13 protein-coding genes are annotated in these 18718 nt (G+C 65.8%); 2 read left to right on the plus strand and 11 right to left on the minus strand.

Annotated elements, in window-relative coordinates:
- Positions 1-5: 5 nt before the first annotated feature.
- Positions 6-761: a YebC/PmpR family DNA-binding transcriptional regulator gene (locus ACKY0W_RS12565; protein ID WP_409434322.1), complete on the minus strand. Its 756-nt coding sequence runs from the start codon at positions 759-761 to the stop codon at positions 6-8.
- Positions 762-1478: 717 nt separating this feature from the next.
- Between ACKY0W_RS12565 and ACKY0W_RS12570 the strand changes: the two genes are divergently transcribed.
- Together ACKY0W_RS12570 and ACKY0W_RS12575 are read left to right on the plus strand one after the other, a co-directional pair.
- Positions 1479-2393 carry a bile acid:sodium symporter family protein gene (locus ACKY0W_RS12570; RefSeq protein ID WP_409434323.1) on the plus strand — a complete coding sequence of 305 codons (915 nt, stop codon included), beginning with the start codon at positions 1479-1481 and terminating at the stop codon, positions 2391-2393.
- 140 nt (positions 2394-2533) lie between these two features.
- On the plus strand, positions 2534-4762 hold the full coding sequence (locus ACKY0W_RS12575; RefSeq protein ID WP_409434324.1) for an arylsulfatase: 2229 nt from the start codon (positions 2534-2536) through the stop codon (positions 4760-4762).
- Here the strand turns inward: ACKY0W_RS12575 and ACKY0W_RS12580 are convergent.
- From ACKY0W_RS12580 to ACKY0W_RS12625, 10 genes are all read right to left on the minus strand, one after another.
- Complete coding sequence (locus ACKY0W_RS12580; protein ID WP_409434325.1) at positions 4759-5511, minus strand: LpqN/LpqT family lipoprotein; 753 nt, start codon at positions 5509-5511, stop codon at positions 4759-4761. The two genes, ACKY0W_RS12575 and ACKY0W_RS12580, sit on opposite strands and share 4 nt — an antisense overlap.
- 202 nt (positions 5512-5713) lie before the next feature.
- Complete coding sequence (eccE, locus tag ACKY0W_RS12585) at positions 5714-6709, minus strand: type VII secretion protein EccE (RefSeq protein WP_409434326.1); 996 nt, start codon at positions 6707-6709, stop codon at positions 5714-5716.
- Complete coding sequence (mycP, locus tag ACKY0W_RS12590) at positions 6706-8124, minus strand: type VII secretion-associated serine protease mycosin (RefSeq protein WP_409434327.1); 1419 nt, start codon at positions 8122-8124, stop codon at positions 6706-6708. Before mycP ends, eccE begins: the two co-directional genes overlap by 4 nt.
- The gene (gene eccD / locus ACKY0W_RS12595) at positions 8121-9512 is read right to left on the minus strand and encodes a type VII secretion integral membrane protein EccD (protein WP_409434328.1); all 1392 of its coding nucleotides are present in this window, start codon (positions 9510-9512) and stop codon (positions 8121-8123) included. The genes mycP and eccD overlap by 4 nt, the downstream gene beginning before the upstream one ends.
- A 40-nt stretch (positions 9513-9552) precedes the next feature.
- The gene (gene eccCa, locus ACKY0W_RS12600; RefSeq protein WP_409434329.1) at positions 9553-13512 is read right to left on the minus strand and encodes a type VII secretion protein EccCa; all 3960 of its coding nucleotides are present in this window, start codon (positions 13510-13512) and stop codon (positions 9553-9555) included.
- The gene (gene eccB, locus ACKY0W_RS12605) at positions 13509-15128 is read right to left on the minus strand and encodes a type VII secretion protein EccB (protein ID WP_409434330.1); all 1620 of its coding nucleotides are present in this window, start codon (positions 15126-15128) and stop codon (positions 13509-13511) included. Before eccB ends, eccCa begins: the two co-directional genes overlap by 4 nt.
- Positions 15125-16966, minus strand: coding sequence for a type VII secretion AAA-ATPase EccA (eccA, locus tag ACKY0W_RS12610; protein ID WP_409434331.1), 1842 nt, complete (start codon positions 16964-16966; stop codon positions 15125-15127). The genes eccB and eccA overlap by 4 nt, the downstream gene beginning before the upstream one ends.
- A gap of 50 nt (positions 16967-17016) precedes the next feature.
- Positions 17017-17982: a TauD/TfdA dioxygenase family protein gene (locus ACKY0W_RS12615; protein WP_409434332.1), complete on the minus strand. Its 966-nt coding sequence runs from the start codon at positions 17980-17982 to the stop codon at positions 17017-17019.
- A 124-nt stretch (positions 17983-18106) separates the two neighbouring features.
- Positions 18107-18394 carry a WXG100 family type VII secretion target gene (locus ACKY0W_RS12620; protein ID WP_409434333.1) on the minus strand — a complete coding sequence of 96 codons (288 nt, stop codon included), beginning with the start codon at positions 18392-18394 and terminating at the stop codon, positions 18107-18109.
- A 17-nt stretch (positions 18395-18411) separates the two neighbouring features.
- On the minus strand, positions 18412-18705 hold the full coding sequence (locus ACKY0W_RS12625) for a type VII secretion protein EsxS (RefSeq protein WP_409434334.1): 294 nt from the start codon (positions 18703-18705) through the stop codon (positions 18412-18414).
- Between the last annotated feature and the right edge of the window lie 13 nt (positions 18706-18718).

Genomic DNA, 18718 nt, shown 5'->3' on the forward strand with positions numbered 1-18718 from the left:
GGCTCCTATTCGGCGTCGAGTGCGGCGAGGACTTCGTCGGACAGGTCCACGTTGGTCCACACGTTCTGCACGTCGTCACTGTCCTCAAGAGCCTCGACGAGCTTGAACACCTTGCGGGCACCCTCGACGTCGACCGGGACGCTGACCGACGGCTGAAAGCTCGCCTCAGCCGAGTCGTAGTCGATCCCCGCCTCCACCAGCGCACTGCGCACCGCCACCAAATCCCCCGGCTCGGAGATGACCTCGAAGCTCTCCCCCAGATCGTTGACATCCTCAGCACCAGCATCCAACACCGCCGCCAACACGTCATCCTCGGTCAACGCGTTCTTCTCCAGGGTCACCGTGCCCTTGCGGCTAAACAGATAAGCGACCGAGCCGGGATCAGCCATCTGACCGCCGTTACGCGTCATCGCCACCCGCACCTCACTGGCAGCCCGATTACGGTTATCGGTCAAACACTCAATCAACACCGCCACCCCATTGGGCCCGTAACCCTCATAGGTGATGGTCTGATAATCCGCCCCGCCAGCCTCCTCACCCGCACCACGCTTACGCGCCCGCTCAATATTGTCGTTGGGAACCGAACTCTTCTTCGCCTTCTGAATGGCGTCATACAACGTCGGATTGCCCGACGGATCCCCACCACCCACCCGCGCCGCGACCTCGATATTCTTGATCAACCGCGCAAAATTCTTCCCACGACGAGCGTCAATGACGGCCTTCTTGTGCTTCGTGGTAGCCCACTTGGAATGGCCGCTCATCGGTTGCCCCACCTCACTGTTTCTGATGAAAGTTCGCCCGGTGAGTCTACGCGGGCCCCGGGGAAATGCCCGCGCACAATGTCGGGAAAACCGCTGTGGGTTCTCGCCCCTGGACGCAGGCGGCTCACCTCGGCGCCACGGCACTGATTCGGCTCAAATAGATTCCAGCCTGTTGACGCGGTCAGGACGGGTGTAGCCAGCCGATGGCCCACAGCATCGGGATGCCAGCGACCGCCGGCCGTCGCGATCGTCGATCCGGAGCCGCCGCTTCGGGTCGGCGAGACGATACGGCGCGGGAAGACCGCGTGTCCGTGCCGACATGCCATGCGACATCCTACCCAGCATCGTCGGTAGATGGATCTCGGAATTGTCTTGCGCCGCCGTGGGTTACACCGATCCGCAAACGAGCGATTCCACGTGAGGCGCAGTCTCAGCGACGATGAGCAGCCATGACGTACGGTAGCGCCGCGGTGGTCGGCCAGGTGGCCGCCGTAAGCAAATCGAGGCGATTCCTATCGACACCCAAGGGCTGGGCGCAGCCCTGAACCCGTTTGCTCAGCGCGTCGATTCGGCGCAGCGCGCAGCCCTGCGGAGGCGCCGATGCGCGGGCCGGATTTCGATGGATTGCGGCAAGCTGAGCAATCACTGCATCATCGCGCTGGCGCCCGGAACTCCTTAGTCGTCATGGCATCTGCGCACGAACACCGCGGAGCAATCATGGATAACCGGTTTTTCCCATTGGTCGTTGTGACGGCCATGCTCGCCCTGGGAATGACCCTCACCGTCGCCGACTTCCGCCGAGCCGCTGCACTGAGGCGCCCGCTGGCGGTCGCCCTGGTCTGCCAGGCGATCGTGCTGCCGTCGTTTTGCCTCCTGATCGCCGAAGCATTCAACCTCCCACCGAAGCTGGCGGTCGGTCTCATGTTGATATCGGCCGTACCCGGTGGCCTGTTGGCCAACGTATTCAGCCACCTGGTCAATGGCGACCTGGCACTCAATCTCACGCTGACCGGTGTCAATGCCGTGATCTCGATCGCCTCCCTACCGGCGATCCTGGCGTTCTCAATCACCTGGTTCACCGGCGAAGGCAGGAGTATCCCGCTGCAGCTGGACAAGTTCGTCGCAGTAGTCGGACTGGTCCTCATTCCCACCGCAATCGGTGTCGTCATTCGCGAACGCGTCCCCGAGCTGGCCCGTCGCCTGAAACGGCCGGTGCGGGTCGCCGCGGCCTCACTGCTGGTCGCTATCTCCATAGCGGCGATCGTCGGGGGGCAATCGACACTGCTCAACAACCTCGGCATGCTCACCGGCGCGGTCGCGTCGTTCGCCACCGTCAGCTTGACCGTCGGCTACCTCGTGCCCCGGTGGATGAAACTCGCTCCGCGGCAGGCGATTGCCATCAGCCTCGAAATCGGGATGCACAACGCGATGGTGGCCACTGCGATTGCCCTGAGTCCGCAACTCCTCGACAGCGCCGAGATCGGCACTGTGCCGGCGCTGTACGGCGTCATCGCGCCCGTTATCGCCCTGCTGCTCGTCGTGACGGTCCGCCGCTTCGACCCTGCCTACCGCTCGGACCGCCGGTCCGTTGCCACGGCCGTAGCCGGAGCCGGCCAAGCGGTGGCCGGCTAGGCCGCCCCAGCGGGCCGTGATCACCCATTGATCAGGCGAATTTCCCTCTGCACCTTGCGATCCACTAGATCGCTCAATAATGTTCTCAACAGATGTAGTCACTTGACTACATGCAGGTCATAGCGAAAGGCGACACCGAGATGAGCCAGCCCCAGCGCCCGCCACAGGACGCGCCCAATGTCGTGGTGATCCTGCTCGACGACCTCGGCTTCGCTCAATTCGGCTGCTACGGTTCAGATATCTCGACACCGCACATCGACCGGCTGGCCGCCGGAGGATTGCGCTACAACCGCTTTCACGTGACTGCCCTGTGCTCGCCGACTCGGGCGGCACTGCTGACCGGTCGCAACCACCACGCGGTCGGCATGGGATTCCTCGCCGATCTGCCCACCACTCATCCTGGCTACACCGCACACATTCCTCGCTCGGCGGCCACCCTGCCACGAATCCTGCGCGACGCGGGATGGAGCACGCTGGCAACCGGCAAGTGGCATCTGGTTCCGCGCGGCGAACGTGGCGGGGCAGGGCCTTACGACCAGTGGCCGCTGGGGCAGGGGTTCGAACGCTACTACGGATTTCTCCGGGGCGACGCTAACCAATGGGCGCCGGAACTGGTGCGCGACAACTCGTTCGTCGAGGCACCGGCCCGGCCCGACGAGGGCTACCACCTGACCGAAGACCTGGCCGACGAAGCGATTCGGATGGTGCTCAGTCAACAGGCCAGCGCCCCCGGCAAGCCGTTCTTCCTGTACTTCACCCCGGGCGCGATGCACTCACCGCACCACGTGGAGCGCTCATGGGCCGACGCCTACGCCGGCAAGTTCGACGTCGGATGGGATCGGTGGCGCGACCAACTGTTCGCTCGCCAAGTGGAGTCCGGTGTCGTCCCGGCTACCACTGCCCTCACTCCCCGCCCGCCCTGGGTACCGGCCTGGGATGACCTCGGCGCGGACGAGCGCCGGCTGTATGCCCGCATGCACGAGGTCTACGCCGGATTCCTCAGCCACACCGACGCACAGATCGGCCGGGTGGTCGACACCCTCGAACGCATTGGGGTGCTGGACAACACCTTGATCCTGTTGATGTCCGACAACGGCGCCAGCGCCGAGGGCGGTGTGTCCGGAACCGTCAACGAGCATCGGTTCACCCATCGGGTGCGCGACGATCTCGCCGAGAACCTCGCGCAGCTCGATGACTGGGGCGGACCGCTGACCTACCCGCACTACGCGTGGGGCTGGGCGTGGGCCGGCAATACGCCGTTTCGGTTGTGGAAGCGCTACACGTGGCTGGGCGGTACCCGGGTTCCGTTCATCGCGCACTGGCCCAAGGGGATTCGCGAGGGCGGTGGCGTTCGTGGGCAGTTCGCCCATGCGATCGACGTCCTTCCGACGGTCCTCGACGCGTGCGGCGTAGCCGTCCCGGAGACCGTCGACGGGATCGCACAGCAGCCCGTTCAGGGGGCCAGCCTGCTGCCCTCGTTCACCGATCCTGCGGCACCCAACCCACGTTCGGTGCAGTACTTCGAGATGATGGGTTCGCGAGCGATCTTCGCCGACGGCTGGAAGGCCACCACCGATCACGTTCCGGTCGGCGTGATGGACGAGGACCTGCTGCTGACCGGCAGCCGCGACTTCGACACCGATCGGTGGTCGCTGTTCCGCCTCGACGAGGACTTCTCGGAGTTCCACGACCTCGCAGACCAACACCCCGAGGTCGTCGCGCAACTGGCCGACCAGTGGTCAAACGAAGCTGCCGCCAACAATGTTCTGCCGCTGCTTGACTCACTGATCGGGCGGCTGACTGCCGCAGCGCCGCCGCAGTATCCGGTCGGCCTCAAGGTCACGCTCTATCCACAGGCCGGTCCGGTGCTCGACGAGGCACTGCCGATGTTGGCCGGCGGGGGTCACATCCTCGCCGATGTGGAGGTGTCGCCGGAGGAGCCGCCCAGTGGGGTGTTGTTCGCTATCGGCGACCGCAACGGAGGCCTGGCCGGCTACGTCGTGGACGGCAAGCTCCACGTTGCCGTGGCCCTGCCCAGTGGCACCCTGCAGCTGCGGTCCGACCAGCAACTGCCCGCGGGACGCCACCTCGTCGGTTGCGTGCTGCGGCTGGCGTCCGGCGGCGTCGCCATCGACGCGGTGGTCGACGACTCCGTTGTCGCGACCGCTGCGACCGACCATGCGCTTCCGTTCATCTGGCAGCACGGGGGCACACACCTCACCCTCGGCTACGACCGCGGCCTGCCGGTTGCTGACGACTACCAGCCCCCGTTCCCCTGGAATGGCGCTCTGCATGCGGTCCACGTACAGGCCGGGCAAGCCGAGCTCGACCAGATCGACGCGTTGCGCATCGCCCTGCAATCCGATTAGTCGCCGGCGAGGGCGAACTGGAAGCCACTGAGGATTGCGTGTTTTTCACTCACGTAGTCCGGGTTATTGGGATAGAAAGCCTGAACGGTAACCAAGGCCGCCCAGAGCTTGCCGTCGCTGTCCAGACCCGCAACGATCAGGCAGGTAGCCGCGTGATTGAGCAGGCCCATGTCGTAGGTAAGCATCGCGGCGGGGTAGCCGCAAACAGTGCTGGGGATGCGGTTAACAAGGACGCCAATCTTGGATAACCCCTCGATTTCCCGATCGAGCGCTTCTTGTGGAGTTCTGACCGTCCCGGTGAGGTTCTCCAGTGTGACAACGGCGTTCGGCTGGTAACGGTCGACCTCAGCCCCCGGGCCTTGCATCACCGCCCGAACTGCTGGCGGTCTCTGTGCGAGGTCCAAAGCCCAGCCGGGCGGTCGGGGCAGCGCCAGCCTGGGCTCGTCGGCAGTGCGGCGATCGAGGTTGGCGAGCGGCACCGTGCTTGGGCCGCATCTGCTCGACAACGAGCTGTCAGGCGCTCCGCTCTTTGATGGATCAAACGACTCGGGCTCATGACCGCGGCGACTCATAATCAGCGCAGCGGCGACCAGTGCAGCGGCGATCAGAGCAATGGCCATGACAAGGGCGGCGACAGCAATGGCCACCGGAAGCCATGAGCGTGTAGGCGGGGTGGCAGCGTCACTTGCCGGCTGTTCTGGCGGATCCTCGAAGGATGACCCTTGGCTGCCGGATGTTTGGCTGTCCATCGGCAAAGAATAGCCACCCCCGTCTGCCTCCAGGCCAGGGCCGACCGACTAGGTGGCCGCTCGGCGGTATTGCGCGATGGTCCGCTGAAGTGGGAATTCAGCCGTAGCGAATAGTGAACCTTCGCGGCATTTCGGCCTGCATTCGGATTGAATGGGCAGAATCACCAATGCATTCCACAGCCCACCCAAGGATCGATGCTGTTCAGCCCGCGGTGGCGTCAACCGGCGAACGCCGCACGGTGCTGCTCGGCCACCGGAGCCGGGTCAATACGTCGCGTTGTGCAACGGTATGGCCGTCGAGCCGCTGTACCGACGACGGGTGCAGCACCTCCGACGACACCCGCTGATTCCCAGGTTGCGGGCTCAGACCGGATACGGGGACGCCAGCGGGCCGGCCACCGGTGCGGAATGCGGTCGCGAACGCCAGCGTCTGATGGTCGCCGGCGCCGGCGACCTCCAGGGCCGTCCATGTTTCGGGCGCCGGATAGGACCAGACCTTCGTGAGCAGCTCGGGCAAGTCCTGTCCGGGCGCAAGCCGGTATGCCGCAAGGTAATCCCCGCCCTCCTGCACAAGACCGTGCCAGGTCTCTCGGGAATCTCCGACGTCCAGCCTTGGGATGTTGTCGGGCTCGACAGCGTTGGTCACCCAGCCGGATTCGCGGAGATGATCGGCAAGGCGGCGTGCCACAACCAGGGCGGTCTGGTGCAGCGGAATCTCCGGGGAACGCGCCTGCAGCGCCGCGAGATTGTCGACAGCGGCGAACGTCAGGCCGATCCAGGTTGTCCGCTCACGCGCACCGGCATGTTCACCGACGTCTCGACTGGTGACCCGAATCGTGTCGGCCTGCAGACCGTAGCGGTCCAGGTAGCGGGCGATGAGCGGCAGTGGAAGCAGGTCGGGGTCTTCCTGCGGCGCTGCGACATGCAGCAGCGCGGTGACCCGCGGGTCGGCGACGGGCCTGAGTGCCCTGCGCTCGCCGTGTTTGGTGCTGTTGATCGTTGCCCGGCGTCGCAGAAGAGTTGTCAAGGGCAGTCCACGCCACTGCGCCGACAAGGCGACCACGATGACAACGCCCATGCCCAACACCCAGCGCTCGCGCGCCGAGTGCCAGGGGTAGGCCGTGGCCGCTGCCACAACGGCCAACAGCACCAGGGTGATTCGCCCCGTACCGGGCAATGCTGATCGGTAGGTACTCACAGGGTGCTCTCCTTTCTACGGCGCGTCACGATTGCGGCGCCCCCGACTGCCAATGCCAGCGCCGTGGTGCCGCCCAATGCGACGAGCTGCGGCGTGTGGTCCTTCGGTGCCGGTTGCGGCGGCGGGGCTACCCGCTTCGCCGGCTCTGGGCTCGGGACGGCCCCGGTGGGCAGCTGCCATGTCAGGGCAGCAACGAGGTCAACGGATCCGGCGCCCAAGATGTTCGATGGTGCCCGCGCGGTGTTGTGCGCGGTGGCGGTGATCCGGTGGATCACCTGCGCCGCGCTCAGTTCCGGATACCGGCTCCGGACCAGCGCTGCGAGACCGGCCACGTACCCGGATGCGTAGCCGGTGCCGGCCAGTGGCACCAACTGTTGGCGAGCGCCCGGAAGCCCGTTCGCGAGACCACCATCCTCGCGGTTACTCAACGACACGATGTTCTCGCCCGGCGCGGCGACGCCGACCCACGGGCCGGCCGTGGTGAATTTCGACGGCTGACCGTTGGGCGCCAGCGATGCCACAGACAGCACATACGGCTGCCAGGACGACGGGATCGACACCGACGCAACGGTCCCCCACCCGCGCGGGTCGTCGGGGCGGCTCAGGTCGGTCAGCGGGTTGGACTGGCAACCGGTTCCGCCGCCGGCCGGCCCGGTGGCGCCGCTGTCACCGGCGGCGGCGATCACAACGGCGTCCTTGTCGACTGCCGCATAGCGAATGGCCGCACCGAGTTCAGACTGGTCGACGTTGCGATCGGCGGGTACGCAGTGCACTGCCGAGACAGCAATCACTCGCGCACCGAGATCCGCGGCATGCACGATCGCCCGGCTCAGGGCCGTCACGTTGAAGGCTGCCTGCGCCAACTCCGGATCACCGTTGGAGGTTGCCGGTGTGATCTTGGCGGACGTGGCGCGCAGCGACAGCAGCCGTGCCGCCGGTGCGACGCCGGCGAATCCGTCGTCGCCGGGTTGACCGGCGATGAGCCCCGCGATCAGCGTTCCGTGCCCGTCGCAGTCGGTGAGGCCGTCGGTGGTGCCGATGTAGTCGCCGGCGGGCTCGACGGCAGGCAGGCGCGGGCCGGGCCGCACCCCGGTGTCGATTACGGCCACCGTTTGGCCGTCGCCGCGGGAGAACTGCCACGCCGCGGGCAGATCAAGCTGTCGCTGCCCGGGAGCGGGAGCCGAAATATCCGCCCCGCCGATGAGCCCGGTGGTGCTGCACTCGCCGTTCTGCTGGGTAGCCTGCACCGGCCCCGGAGTCCCGCTGGGAGGGACGGCACCCAGCTCAACGCTCGGCGGGGTGATCGCCAACACCGGCGGGGATGTCCCCAGCGCCGCGGCCAGGACCCCGGCCGCGCCGCCGAGCCGGATCGCCCTGGAGAACGCCGGTACCGAGACGGGTCGAGAACGGCTCATCGATCGAGGACCCAGGCGAAAATGCCGACCAAGTAGGCGATTACCGGTATCAGCGATGCATCCAACCCCGAGGCAAGGAAGCCGACCAGCCGGCGCGCCGGCAACGAATAGCTGTGCGGTTCGGCGACTGCCGGAACCACGGAGGCCAAGACCCATGCTGATACCAGCACGGCGAGCACCGCTACCGCGATGAGCGCGGCAAGGTAGCGGCTCGTTGCGCCGTAGAACACCAGCAGCGCCACTGTCACCAGGTAAGGCTGGGCCAGCAGCCAGGATTTGCTCGTGGCCGAATCCCACACTCGTGCGCGCAGCGCAGCCGCCGCCGCATTGGCCGCCACCACATACCATCCCCACGCCGGAACCGATTCGGGCTGCGCGGCAATCGCAAACGAACCCAGGGTGCCGAGCAGTACACCACCGGCGACGAATCCGGTTTGGTACTTTTCGCCGGCCTGTACCCGACGCGGCAGGTCCTCCAATACCCGCACTGATGGCGCTGCGGGTGTCGGATCTCCTGGCGCGGGGATGACCGGCAGCGGCAACCGTGCCCACAGCACAGACAATTGCGGAGCCGAGACGGTGAGCAACAGGGCCAGCACGACCAGGCCGCCGCCGATGCTGCGCAGTGGCAGCGGCCACAGTGCCTCGACCGCAGCCGCCAGGGCAACGCCGCTACCGACCACGGTTGTTGCCGTGAAGAATCCGAGGTCGCGGCGCGAGCCGATGACGCGAATCAACGACCACGCCGCAATGCCGGCTGCTCCCAGCGTCAGCTGTGCCGGTCCGAACTGCCCCGGCACCACCAAGGCCAGTGCCGCGCCGATCGGCGCCAGCGCGGCGATGGACAACGGCCCGTCGTACGGTGGGCGTGTGACCAGCGCGGCGAGCACAGCAAGTACGGCGATCGCGCCGGCCGCGAACAGCCCTGCCGGCGCTCCGGTGACCACCCGGTAGGTGACGGCCAGACCCGTTGCCGCCAGGATCAATCCGGCGGCGGCCGCGAGCGCACCGGTCCCGATGTGCCGCGGTCCCCAAGGCTTGCGCCGGGAGGCCGAGAAGATCACCGCGGCATCGGCGATGTCCTCGACGATGCCGGGGGCCGAGGGTCCGGAAGGCACCGGCTGCAGGGCCAGCAGGTCCCCGTCGACCACGCCGACGGTGTCCAGGCTGGCGTCGAGGCTGAACGGTGCGCCGCCGATCGGGGCGAGGCTGAGCCGGTGGGTGTCGCCGGCACTGTCCTGGGTCTCATCGGGAGCGGTCGGCACGACCAAACGCTGTACGGTGGGCAGGATTTCGCGCAGTGGCAGGTCCGCCGGCAACGCAATCTCCGTCAGCCGGCTCTCGGCCAGCACGGCAATCCGCACGATCGGTATCACGGCGTTGGCCATCACGGGGTCCTCAGCTTCAGAAGGGACATGTGTTCTTCTCCTAGTGCGTCAAGGTCTGGCTGAATGTTGGGTTGACTAGTTGTAGGTAGGTGGGTTCGTCGTTGTCGGCTAGTAGGATTGCTCGTCCTGCGGGCAGGCGTGCGAAGCGTTGGCCGCGGATTTTGCCGCTGTCGGCGGGGTTGCCTGAGAGCATCAGGGTGGTGGCTTGTAGGTCGTTGAGCCGCCGCAGTAGGGGGTTGGTCATCAGGGCGTGTGCGGAGCCGGTGGCCCGTCCGGTGACGATGACCCGCAATCCGAGATCGCCTGCTTGGGAGAGCAGTTCGATCAGGGTGGTCCACGGCCGCTGCCCGGCATACGGGCCGGTCAGGGCCGGGGTGTCGGGGATGGCATCAACATCGTCGATGATCAGGTAATGGGTGTGGCCTTGATAGCTCCAAGCCGCCAGATCCGCGGCCGACAATCCTGCCGGGGGCCGGCGTGATCCGATCAACGCCGACAGGCCCAGCATGGCCGGGATGACCCGATCCACATTCGCGGTGTACTCATTGTCCGGATACAGGGGTTCGTCGACGAGGTGCAGGCGCCGGTCGATGACGGTGAACGCCACCTGATCGGCCGTGGAGTGATCCCGCACTGTGCGGATGATGTGCCGCAGCAAGGTGGTCTTGCCGGATTTGGCGTCCCCGAGCACCAGCAGCAGCGGGTTGGTGGTGAAGTCCACCTGCACCGGGGCCAGGTCCTCTTCCCGCACCCCGATCACCACATGATCGATAGCGGGATAGGCCACACCGACTTCTTCGGGCGCCAGGTTGGTCGGCAACAGCCGCACCGGCGGCGCCGCCAACCCCGGATGACGCGCATTGATCGCCTCGATCTGACCCAGGTCGGGTGCCGCGATCAGGAAGTGCTCGGCGGCCATCGTCAAACCCCGACCCGGCTGGTTGGCGGGCACCGCTTCGGCCGGCCGGGTGAGGGCCCCGGCGACGCGGACGTTGCTGTCGCGGGCATCGTGGAGCTTGAGTTCCAGGCGCAGGCCAAGCCCGTCGCGCATCGCCAACGGTACTTCCAGCCAGCTCGGCGTGGTCACCACCACGTGGATGCCGTAGGCCAGGCCGACGTTGACCAGTTCGGTGACCTTCGCCAAAAGCGGGTTACGCGTGTTGAATTGGTCGGTGTTGTCGCGGCTGAACGCATACAGGTTGTCGATGACCAAAAAGACTTCACCGTAGCCGTCGTTGAGCGAACCGATGCTGCCATCACGGAACGCCTCACGCTGCTGACGTGCGGTCAACAGTTGTTCGAGTTCGCCGAAGGTGCGGCGGATCTTCTCGGGCTCCAACCCCGAGGCGACACTGCCCACATGCGCCAACCCCTCCAGGGCCCGCAACTGCCCGCCGCCGTAATCGAGGCAGTAGAACGTCACCTCCCGCGGCGAATGCAGGCTCGCGGCCGAGAGGATGAACGTCGCCAGTGCGGTGGTCTTACCGGATTTGGGGCCACCGTGAATGAGCAGGTTCCCCGACGCCGAACGGGCATCGAAGACCAGCGGATCCCGGCGCATCTCAAAGGGCTTGTCGATCTGACCCAACGGCCACCGCAACTGCCGCTCGGAAATTCCGGCCTCGGCCAACGTCGTGGCGAGTGGGATCGGCTCATCCAGGGGCGGCAACCACAACGCCGGGGCCTGGGGGCCGTAGTTGGCCAACTGATCGCCGATGGTGGCGATCAGCTTGCGCGGCGGACCCAACACCTCCTCCGGGGCCTCGATGACGGTGGTGTCCTGCCCGGCGTCGACCGCAGCGGCGGTGAACAGTTTCGGCTCAGGCAACGCATGCATCACCACCGCCCGCGACGCCCGCGGCGGGTCATAAATCCCATCGACATAGGTGGAGCGGAACTTGATCGGCGCCGCCCCCGGAGCGGGCACCAAAAAGCCCTCACCTTTATGTTCTTTGCCCGATTCGATGTGATAGGCGTCCTCGACCCCGATGATCTGCCGAGACACACTCGCACTCGCGACTTTCAGGCCGATCCGGTACGAGGTGTTCTTGTCGATGTCCTTGATCTTGCCGACATCCAAGGTCTGCGACGCAAACAGAATATGGATCCGGAACGAGCGGCCCTTACGCGCCACATAGTCGAACAACTCGGCATACTCGGGATGATCAGCCAACATCAAGGTGAACTCATCAGCCACAATGAACAAGGTCGGGATCGGCGCCAGATCATGGCCGGCGGCGATCGCCGCCTCATACTCGGTCACCGAATTGAACGCACTGCCCTGCACCGCCCGGCCCGCCTCGCGCAGCAACAACTCCCGCCGCGCCACCTCACCACGCAACGTGTCCGCGAACCGATCCGCCAACGAGCGCTTTTCGGCCATGTTCGAGATCACCGCGACGACCTGCGGGAAATGCCGGAAGATATCCGCGCCGGCCTCCCCCTTGAAGTCGGCGTAGATCACGATCAACCGATCCGCCGAATGCGTCGTCAACAACGACAACAAGATCGCCATCAACGTCTGCGACTTACCGGATCCGGTCATCCCGATCATCAACCCGTGCGGACCCATCCCGCCCTCGGCCTCATCCTTGAGATCGAAGAACAGTGGTTCGCCGGTCGCGGTCACCCCGATCGGGACCCGCAACTCCTGCTCACGGCTACGCGGCGACCACAACGCCGGCACATCCAGGCGGGAAGCATCATTGATGCCCAGCAGTGTGGTGAAGGTGGCCCCGCGGGTGCCGGCCGAACGCAACCCGGCATGCGTCGGGTTCGAATCCCAGCGGGACAAGCGCCGCGCCAGATGCGCCGCCTCCGCAGCACCCAACGAATCGGCGGCATCGACATAACGCGCCCAGCCCCCCGACTGCCACCGATCAATCGCCACCCCACCCGCGGTGATCCGCAGAATCGGGCGTTCGGGATCGGAATACTGCTCCCGGCTCGGGGCCACCGCACCGCGCTGCACAATGGTCACTCCGGCACGGGCCGAACCCAACACCGAAGCCGCCACATCAAAATCGGGGTCATCGATGATCACCAACAGATGCCGCCCGGACTCACCGGCCTCACCGGTAAACGGCGGGCGTGCCGCCAGCACCGGGCCCAACAATGCCGCCAGTTCCTCACCACTGCCCGCCAGATAGCGGGCCGGGCCCACCCCATCAGCCTGGCCGGCGATATCAGTGTGCGGCAACCACTTGCACCAGCTCCATGCCGCCGACTCCAACTCCGGCGACGCCACCGCCACCCCCAACATCGTCGGGTCATGCCAGCTCACAGCTTGGGCCACCCACGCCCGCAACGCACCCCGCACCTCGGCGGCCGCATCATCGCCCTCACCGAGCACCGTGACCCGCGACAGTTTCGTCACATCCACACCCACCGGCACATCACGCACCGTGCGCTGAGTGTCAAGCAGGCTGCGCAACGCACTGTGCGACACCGGCTCCAAATCAATCTCATCCGCAGTGTCGCTCACCCGCACCGCACTGGCCAACGCCACCGCATGCCGGCCCGTGCGCACCACCAAGAAATCCTCATCATGCGGATCGCGTTCCCACTGCCGACGCGAACCCGGCACCGCCGCCAAATCCTCCGGATCTGGATGCGACCACAGCGCCGCCGCCCGCTGCTTCGCCGCCGACCCCCGAATATTGTCCCGAACCACCGACAAATACCGCAGATAATCCGCCCGCTCAGCATCCACCTCAACCGTGCGGGCCTTCTTATCCCCACCCCGATAAATCCCCGCCGCCGCCACCAACAACGCAAACGGGAAGAACAACATCACCGGCGACACCAACCGCATCCCCGTCGCGACCATGGCAATCACCATGCCCACAATCAACACCACAATCACCACCGGCAACGCCCGCTGCAAAAACGACGCCGGAACCAACCGCGGCAACTCCGGCGGCGGCTCAACGGTGATCGTGCCCCGATCAACAGGCGGCACCGGAAGCCGGCGACGGGCCTCAAAAATCAAACGACTCATCGGGACTCCCCAACACTAGAAACGCCACCCAACTCCGACGCCACACGACGACCCGCACGCCCATCGGGCGCCAACCCGTCATGCGCCAACAACGCATCACCACGCGACAACGTCGGACCAACAGCAAACTGCGACAACACCGACCACGGAATCGGCAACGCCGGCTCACCCAAACCAAGAGCAGACACCGTGTCTCCGTCGCCACCATTGGTGCCGGCCTCGGTGTTGATGCCATAGCGCACACCGGTGTCCGAGATCCAAAACAGCGGGCCCGCATTGGCGTTGGCCGCCGGATCACTGTTGACACTCTGGGCGAAGTAGCCCGACCCCGGGGCCAGCGCGACGCGTGCGGCGGTGCCACCCACACCCGCACCCACCAGATCCAAGGTGCGCACACCCTCACGCAACGGCAACGTCGAACCCGACAACAACGACAACGAACTCGTCGACGCCCCCGCAGGCCTACTCCAATGCGCACACGTCACCGGAGCCGACACCGCATCAACCACCTTCACCGGCTGCTCCGGAAAACGCGACACATCCAACAACCGCGAAACCGGCAACCGCGCAACATCATCAGCACCCAACACCGGCGGCCGATCCAAACCCTGCGAATCAGAATTACGCAACACCGCCGCCACCACCCCAGAAATCGGCTGCAAGCCATCGGATAGCACGGCGTAGTAACGCAGTGCTGTGTCGGAACTGTCGTCAATCTCGTGCGCGACCACCACCGAGCCGATGGGTACCGGCACCGGCAATGCGAAAGGCAGCGGGCTGCCCGCCTCGGGGATCACCGGCGCCACCAGCGCGGGCGCCTCCGGAATCACGTTGAACAACCCCGTGGCGATCGGCCGTGGTTTGGCTGCACCGTCCAATCCCAGCGCGGCGGTGACGGCCCGATCGCCGAGGTCGATTCGGCTGCGCCTGCCATTCCACAACAGCCAGGCACCGGCACCGTTGTCGACCAGCACCGCGCGCTGCGCTCCCAAGGCGTCAGCGCGACTTCCGTCGGTGTCCAACCGCCCGGCGATCAGCGTCACGCCCGTGGCGCTGCCGGACGCCGCGTCGCACACCGTCCAGTTCGCGTCGGTGTCTGTGCTTTGCACCAACCGCTCCGGTGCGCCCGGAATGCCCAGCAGGTTGCCACGCGGAAAGTTGTCCAACACGGCGGCTTTCACCGCGGTGGGGTTCACCGGACGACCGGCAATCAGCCGAGCGGAGGTCAGGTTCAGCACCGGGTGCAGCTCATCTCCGACCCGCACATACAGCGCCGAGGTGGAGCGGTCAGCCAACACGGGATCGTTGCCGGCTGATCCACCCGGTCGGATCAACGACAAGACAAAGCTGCCGGCGACTCCGGTGGCCAGTAGGACCACCCCCATCAACACCGAACGGGACTGGGTGCGCAGCGGCTCCACCAGCATCCGGGTGTCATGCAGGGCAAGACCCGAGGCAATCCGCCGCACGAGGAATCGCCAGCCGCTGACCTGGTGCTTGGTGACAAAACCGCGTCGGTACTCGACTCGTTCGGGATTCTCGTTGACCGGGGTACGCGAGGCGAACGAGCGCCGCCCGTCTTCGGTCAGATCGGACCGGTCCGAATGTGCGCTCATACCTTGGCCTCCAGACCCAGGCCACGCAGCAACGGCGCCACCGAGTTACGAACGTCTTCGGCCGTAATGGTCATGAGCTCCTCATCGGTAAATGCCTCGGTGCCGGCTTGTTCGGAGTGATCGAGCCGGAACTCGCGTTCCTCCTCGGAGCGTTCGACGAGGTTTCGCACGAACCGGCCGTTGCCGGCGATATCCAGGCTGCGCCGGTCGACGCCGTTGGCATCGGGGTGCGAGGCAGCGGCCAGCTGACCGAACAGCGCCTGCAAGTCTTCTTGCGCGCTCGGTTCGAAGACGCTGTCGCGGTGTTCGGCCATCACAGTGGCGATCTCGACCAATTCGCCCGCCGTGTAGGACGGGAAGTCGATGCTGCGAGAAAAGCGTGACCGCAGACCTTCATTGGTGTCCAAGAACCGATCCAGGTCAGCCCGGTAACCCGCGATGATCACCACCAGCCGGTCACGGTCGTTCTCCATTCGCGCCAGCAGCGTGTCGATGGCGATCAGCCCGAAGTCGTTCTTGGCTCCGGTAGCCACCAACGCGTACGCCTCGTCGAGGAACAGCACGCCATCAAGAGCGCTGTCGATGACGGCGTTGGTCTTAGCCTCGGTCTCACCGATGTGCTGACCGATCAGGTCGGCACGGTGCACCTCGCGCACGTTCTCTTTCTTCAGCAGTCCCAAGCCGCAATAGATCTTCGCCACCACACGAGCGATGGTCGTCTTACCAGTCCCGGGAGGCCCGGCGAAGACCAGGTGATGGGCGCGCTGGGCCACGGCCAGACCATGCTGCTCACGCCGGATGGCCATCGCCACCGAACTTTTCAGCCGCTGCACCTGATCCTTGACCTCGTCGAGACCGATGAACTCGCCGAGTTCACGCTCCGCTTCGGCCAACAGCTCCGCCTTGCGCTCATGCGCGCCAGGGTCGATGAAATCGGCTTCGTTGGGCTCGGTGCCGCGGTCCCACGGGTCGGTTCTCGCCGCTATCCGATCCGCGGTGGTCGTGATGATCCCGAAGCTGTGGTCCAACAAGGCATGTTGAACCTGTTCGTTCTCCGGGTTGGCCGCATAGAGATCCTGCAGCACCTCGGCGGCAGATTCCTCGTCGTCCTGCGCGCGCAGGACCAATCCCTTGGCCAACGCCCCGTCGGTGGCCGCTGCCGCGATCGGCCCCTCCGGCTCCTCCAGGTAAGACAACGCCGGGGCGTACATGCCCAGGCGCGCCAGCGCAGATCCCAGGGCGATCTTGGCAGCGTGGGTGAACAGCTCGTCCAACTCCGGGTCATTGACGATCGGGGTCAACAGCTTGACGACATCCGACCATCGCTCGGCGCGATAGTGGATCACCGTGGCGAGCCAGCGGGCATCGCGAAAACCCGGTCGGCGCTCGGCGATCTCGGCGACGAGCCGGTACGCCTCGCCGTATCGGCCGGCCGCTGCCAGCGCGCCGGCGTACGCCAGTGAGAAGTCGTCGGGTTCGGTGGCACGGAACTGCAGATACAGGCCAGAGTCGTAATGGAAGCCCAAGGCACCGTGCTGCAGGTCGAGCTGCCGTTGCAGCGCACCCACCGTCGGTGCGGTAGTCCAGACCGCCTCCACTACCCGTGCCGACGTATCGCCGGAAGCGGCCAGTCCCACCCACGCATCGCATTGCTCGTGGGCGACCCGGGTCAGCGCGGCGAAGCCGGTACGGGCCGCGGCCAGGTCGGCGGGCCGTTTCCGACCGTGGACCGCGATACCCAGCGCCCGACTGCAGGTGGCAAACCGGCTGACTATGTCGGCGTCCACCCGGGTTGTGCGGGTACGTGCCTCCAGCACGCCCACGTCACGGTTATTCATCCTCGAATCACTTCCCACTCAATGGTGCACGGCCCGGGGCGAACGGTGGCTTACGCCACCGCTCGCGGCTCTCCGATGACGGAGTACGCCGAAGCGTCGCCCTGGATGACGCGGCTGCGTTCACCGTGGACACTGACCGGAATGTCGCCGGCAAGGGTGATGCGGTGCAAACGCCGGTGCGCCTGACCGAAATCGGAGACTCCGTAGTGCTGGGTGGCGCGGTTGTCCCAGATCGCCAGGTCCCCCAGCTGCCAGTTCCACCGGATGGTGTTCTCCGGCCGGGTGATCCGCTCCTGGAAGAGCTGGAACAGCACACGCGACTCGGAGTGCTTGACATCCGCGATTCGTTGCACGAAGTTGCCGAGCAGCAGAGAGCGCTCTCCGCTCTCGGGGTGCACCCGGACCACGGGGTGCTGCGTCTCGTACGTGGTGGAGTTGAACGTCTGGATGTACTGCTGGAACTCTTCGGATTGCAGAAGGTCCGCGTACTTCTCGAGCTGCTTGGAGTCCGTCAGGTCGAGCTGCGTGTAGTCGAAGGCGTTGCTGTGCACCGCCCAGAGCTCGTCCGCCAACCGGGCCAGCGGATTGGGCAGCTGCTCGTAGGCGGTAACGGTGTTGGCCCACAGGGTGGTTCCACCGTAGGGCGGCAGCTCTACGGCCCGAAGCAGTGACGCCTTGGGAGCCCGATCCACGAACGTGACGTCGGTGTGCCAGCTGTTCGCGGCGGTGCCGCCGAACGAGTCGATGGGAAGAATGGCGCCCTCGCCCTGCAACAGCGGGTGGGGGGCCGTCGTGGTACCCAGCAGCCGGGCGAACTCGAACTGGCTGACGTCGTCCAAATGGTGCTGCCCACGGAAGAAGATGACCTTGTGGGTCACCAATGCGTCGTTGATCGCGGTGACGGTCTCCTCGTCCAAGTCACCGCCCAACTGGACTCCGTCGATCCGGGCGCCGATGTATTCGCCGAGTTTCACCACGTCCAAGTCGGAGCGGGCGGAAAGCGATTGGCTGGACATGAGACTTCTCCTCTGTTGATCTGGCTGGTTCATGAGTGGGTTCGAGCCGGCGCGCTGATTTCGATTTCACGCGTCGAACTGCCGCATTTGTGTCGGCAGAGTTCTTTTCGGTCAGGTGCGGGCGTCAGCCCCAGCGGGCGGCTTCGGCGGTGTCGCGAGCGAGCATCCCCAACGTGTTGGTCTCATGGGTCGTGGCCATCGCGTGATAGGCCCGCACCAATTCCTCCATCGCCTGATTCCACTGCGTTTGCCAGGCCTGATACGTCAATCCGGTATCGCCCTGCCACGCCGCATGCAACGCCGCCTGCTCACTGGCGATATCGGCACCCACGGCCTGCAACGTGGCTGCGTGCCCGTTCATCTCCGCGGCATGCGACAGCATCGCCGGGTAGTTGTACAGAATCTGTGACATCACACAATCCCTTCTCGTCAGAATCCGGTGTAGGTGCTTGCCGCGGCCGCGTCGGCAGCCACGTAGGTACTGCCCGCATCCGCCAAATTGACCTGCGCCTGGTCGAGCAACGCATTCACTCGCGCCGCCAAAGCCACGAACCGGGCATGTGACCCCTGAAACGCCGCGGCCGCCTCACCCACGTGAAAAGCCTGCGCCGACAATGCCGTCTGCTCCGCCTGCGCCATCGTCGACCGCATCAACGCCGCCTTGGCACCAAACGCCGACTCCGACGCCACCAACTGCGGAATGTGTGCATCCAACAAACTCATCGCTTATCTCCCT

The sequence above is a fragment of the Mycobacterium sp. SMC-14 genome, from assembly GCF_046250075.1.
In the GTDB taxonomy this organism is placed as follows: domain Bacteria; phylum Actinomycetota; class Actinomycetes; order Mycobacteriales; family Mycobacteriaceae; genus Mycobacterium.

What these genes read in the sequence shown, in the direction of transcription:
- mycP (WP_409434327.1), bottom strand. Translation starts at nt 8,124, where the DNA reads ATGAGCCGTTCTCGACCCGTCTCGGTACCGGCGTTCTCCAGGGCGATC.
- ACKY0W_RS12620 (WP_409434333.1), bottom strand. Translation starts at nt 18,394, where the DNA reads ATGTCACAGATTCTGTACAACTACCCGGCGATGCTGTCGCATGCCGCG.
- ACKY0W_RS12625 (WP_409434334.1), bottom strand. Translation starts at nt 18,705, where the DNA reads ATGAGTTTGTTGGATGCACACATTCCGCAGTTGGTGGCGTCGGAGTCG.
- eccA (WP_409434331.1), bottom strand. Translation starts at nt 16,966, where the DNA reads ATGAATAACCGTGACGTGGGCGTGCTGGAGGCACGTACCCGCACAACC.
- ACKY0W_RS12570 (WP_409434323.1), top strand. Translation starts at nt 1,479, where the DNA reads ATGGATAACCGGTTTTTCCCATTGGTCGTTGTGACGGCCATGCTCGCC.
- ACKY0W_RS12580 (WP_409434325.1), bottom strand. Translation starts at nt 5,511, where the DNA reads ATGGACAGCCAAACATCCGGCAGCCAAGGGTCATCCTTCGAGGATCCG.
- eccD (WP_409434328.1), bottom strand. Translation starts at nt 9,512, where the DNA reads ATGGCCAACGCCGTGATACCGATCGTGCGGATTGCCGTGCTGGCCGAG.
- ACKY0W_RS12575 (WP_409434324.1), top strand. Translation starts at nt 2,534, where the DNA reads ATGAGCCAGCCCCAGCGCCCGCCACAGGACGCGCCCAATGTCGTGGTG.
- ACKY0W_RS12565 (WP_409434322.1), bottom strand. Translation starts at nt 761, where the DNA reads ATGAGCGGCCATTCCAAGTGGGCTACCACGAAGCACAAGAAGGCCGTC.
- ACKY0W_RS12615 (WP_409434332.1), bottom strand. Translation starts at nt 17,982, where the DNA reads ATGTCCAGCCAATCGCTTTCCGCCCGCTCCGACTTGGACGTGGTGAAA.
- eccCa (WP_409434329.1), bottom strand. Translation starts at nt 13,512, where the DNA reads ATGAGTCGTTTGATTTTTGAGGCCCGTCGCCGGCTTCCGGTGCCGCCT.
- eccB (WP_409434330.1), bottom strand. Translation starts at nt 15,128, where the DNA reads ATGAGCGCACATTCGGACCGGTCCGATCTGACCGAAGACGGGCGGCGC.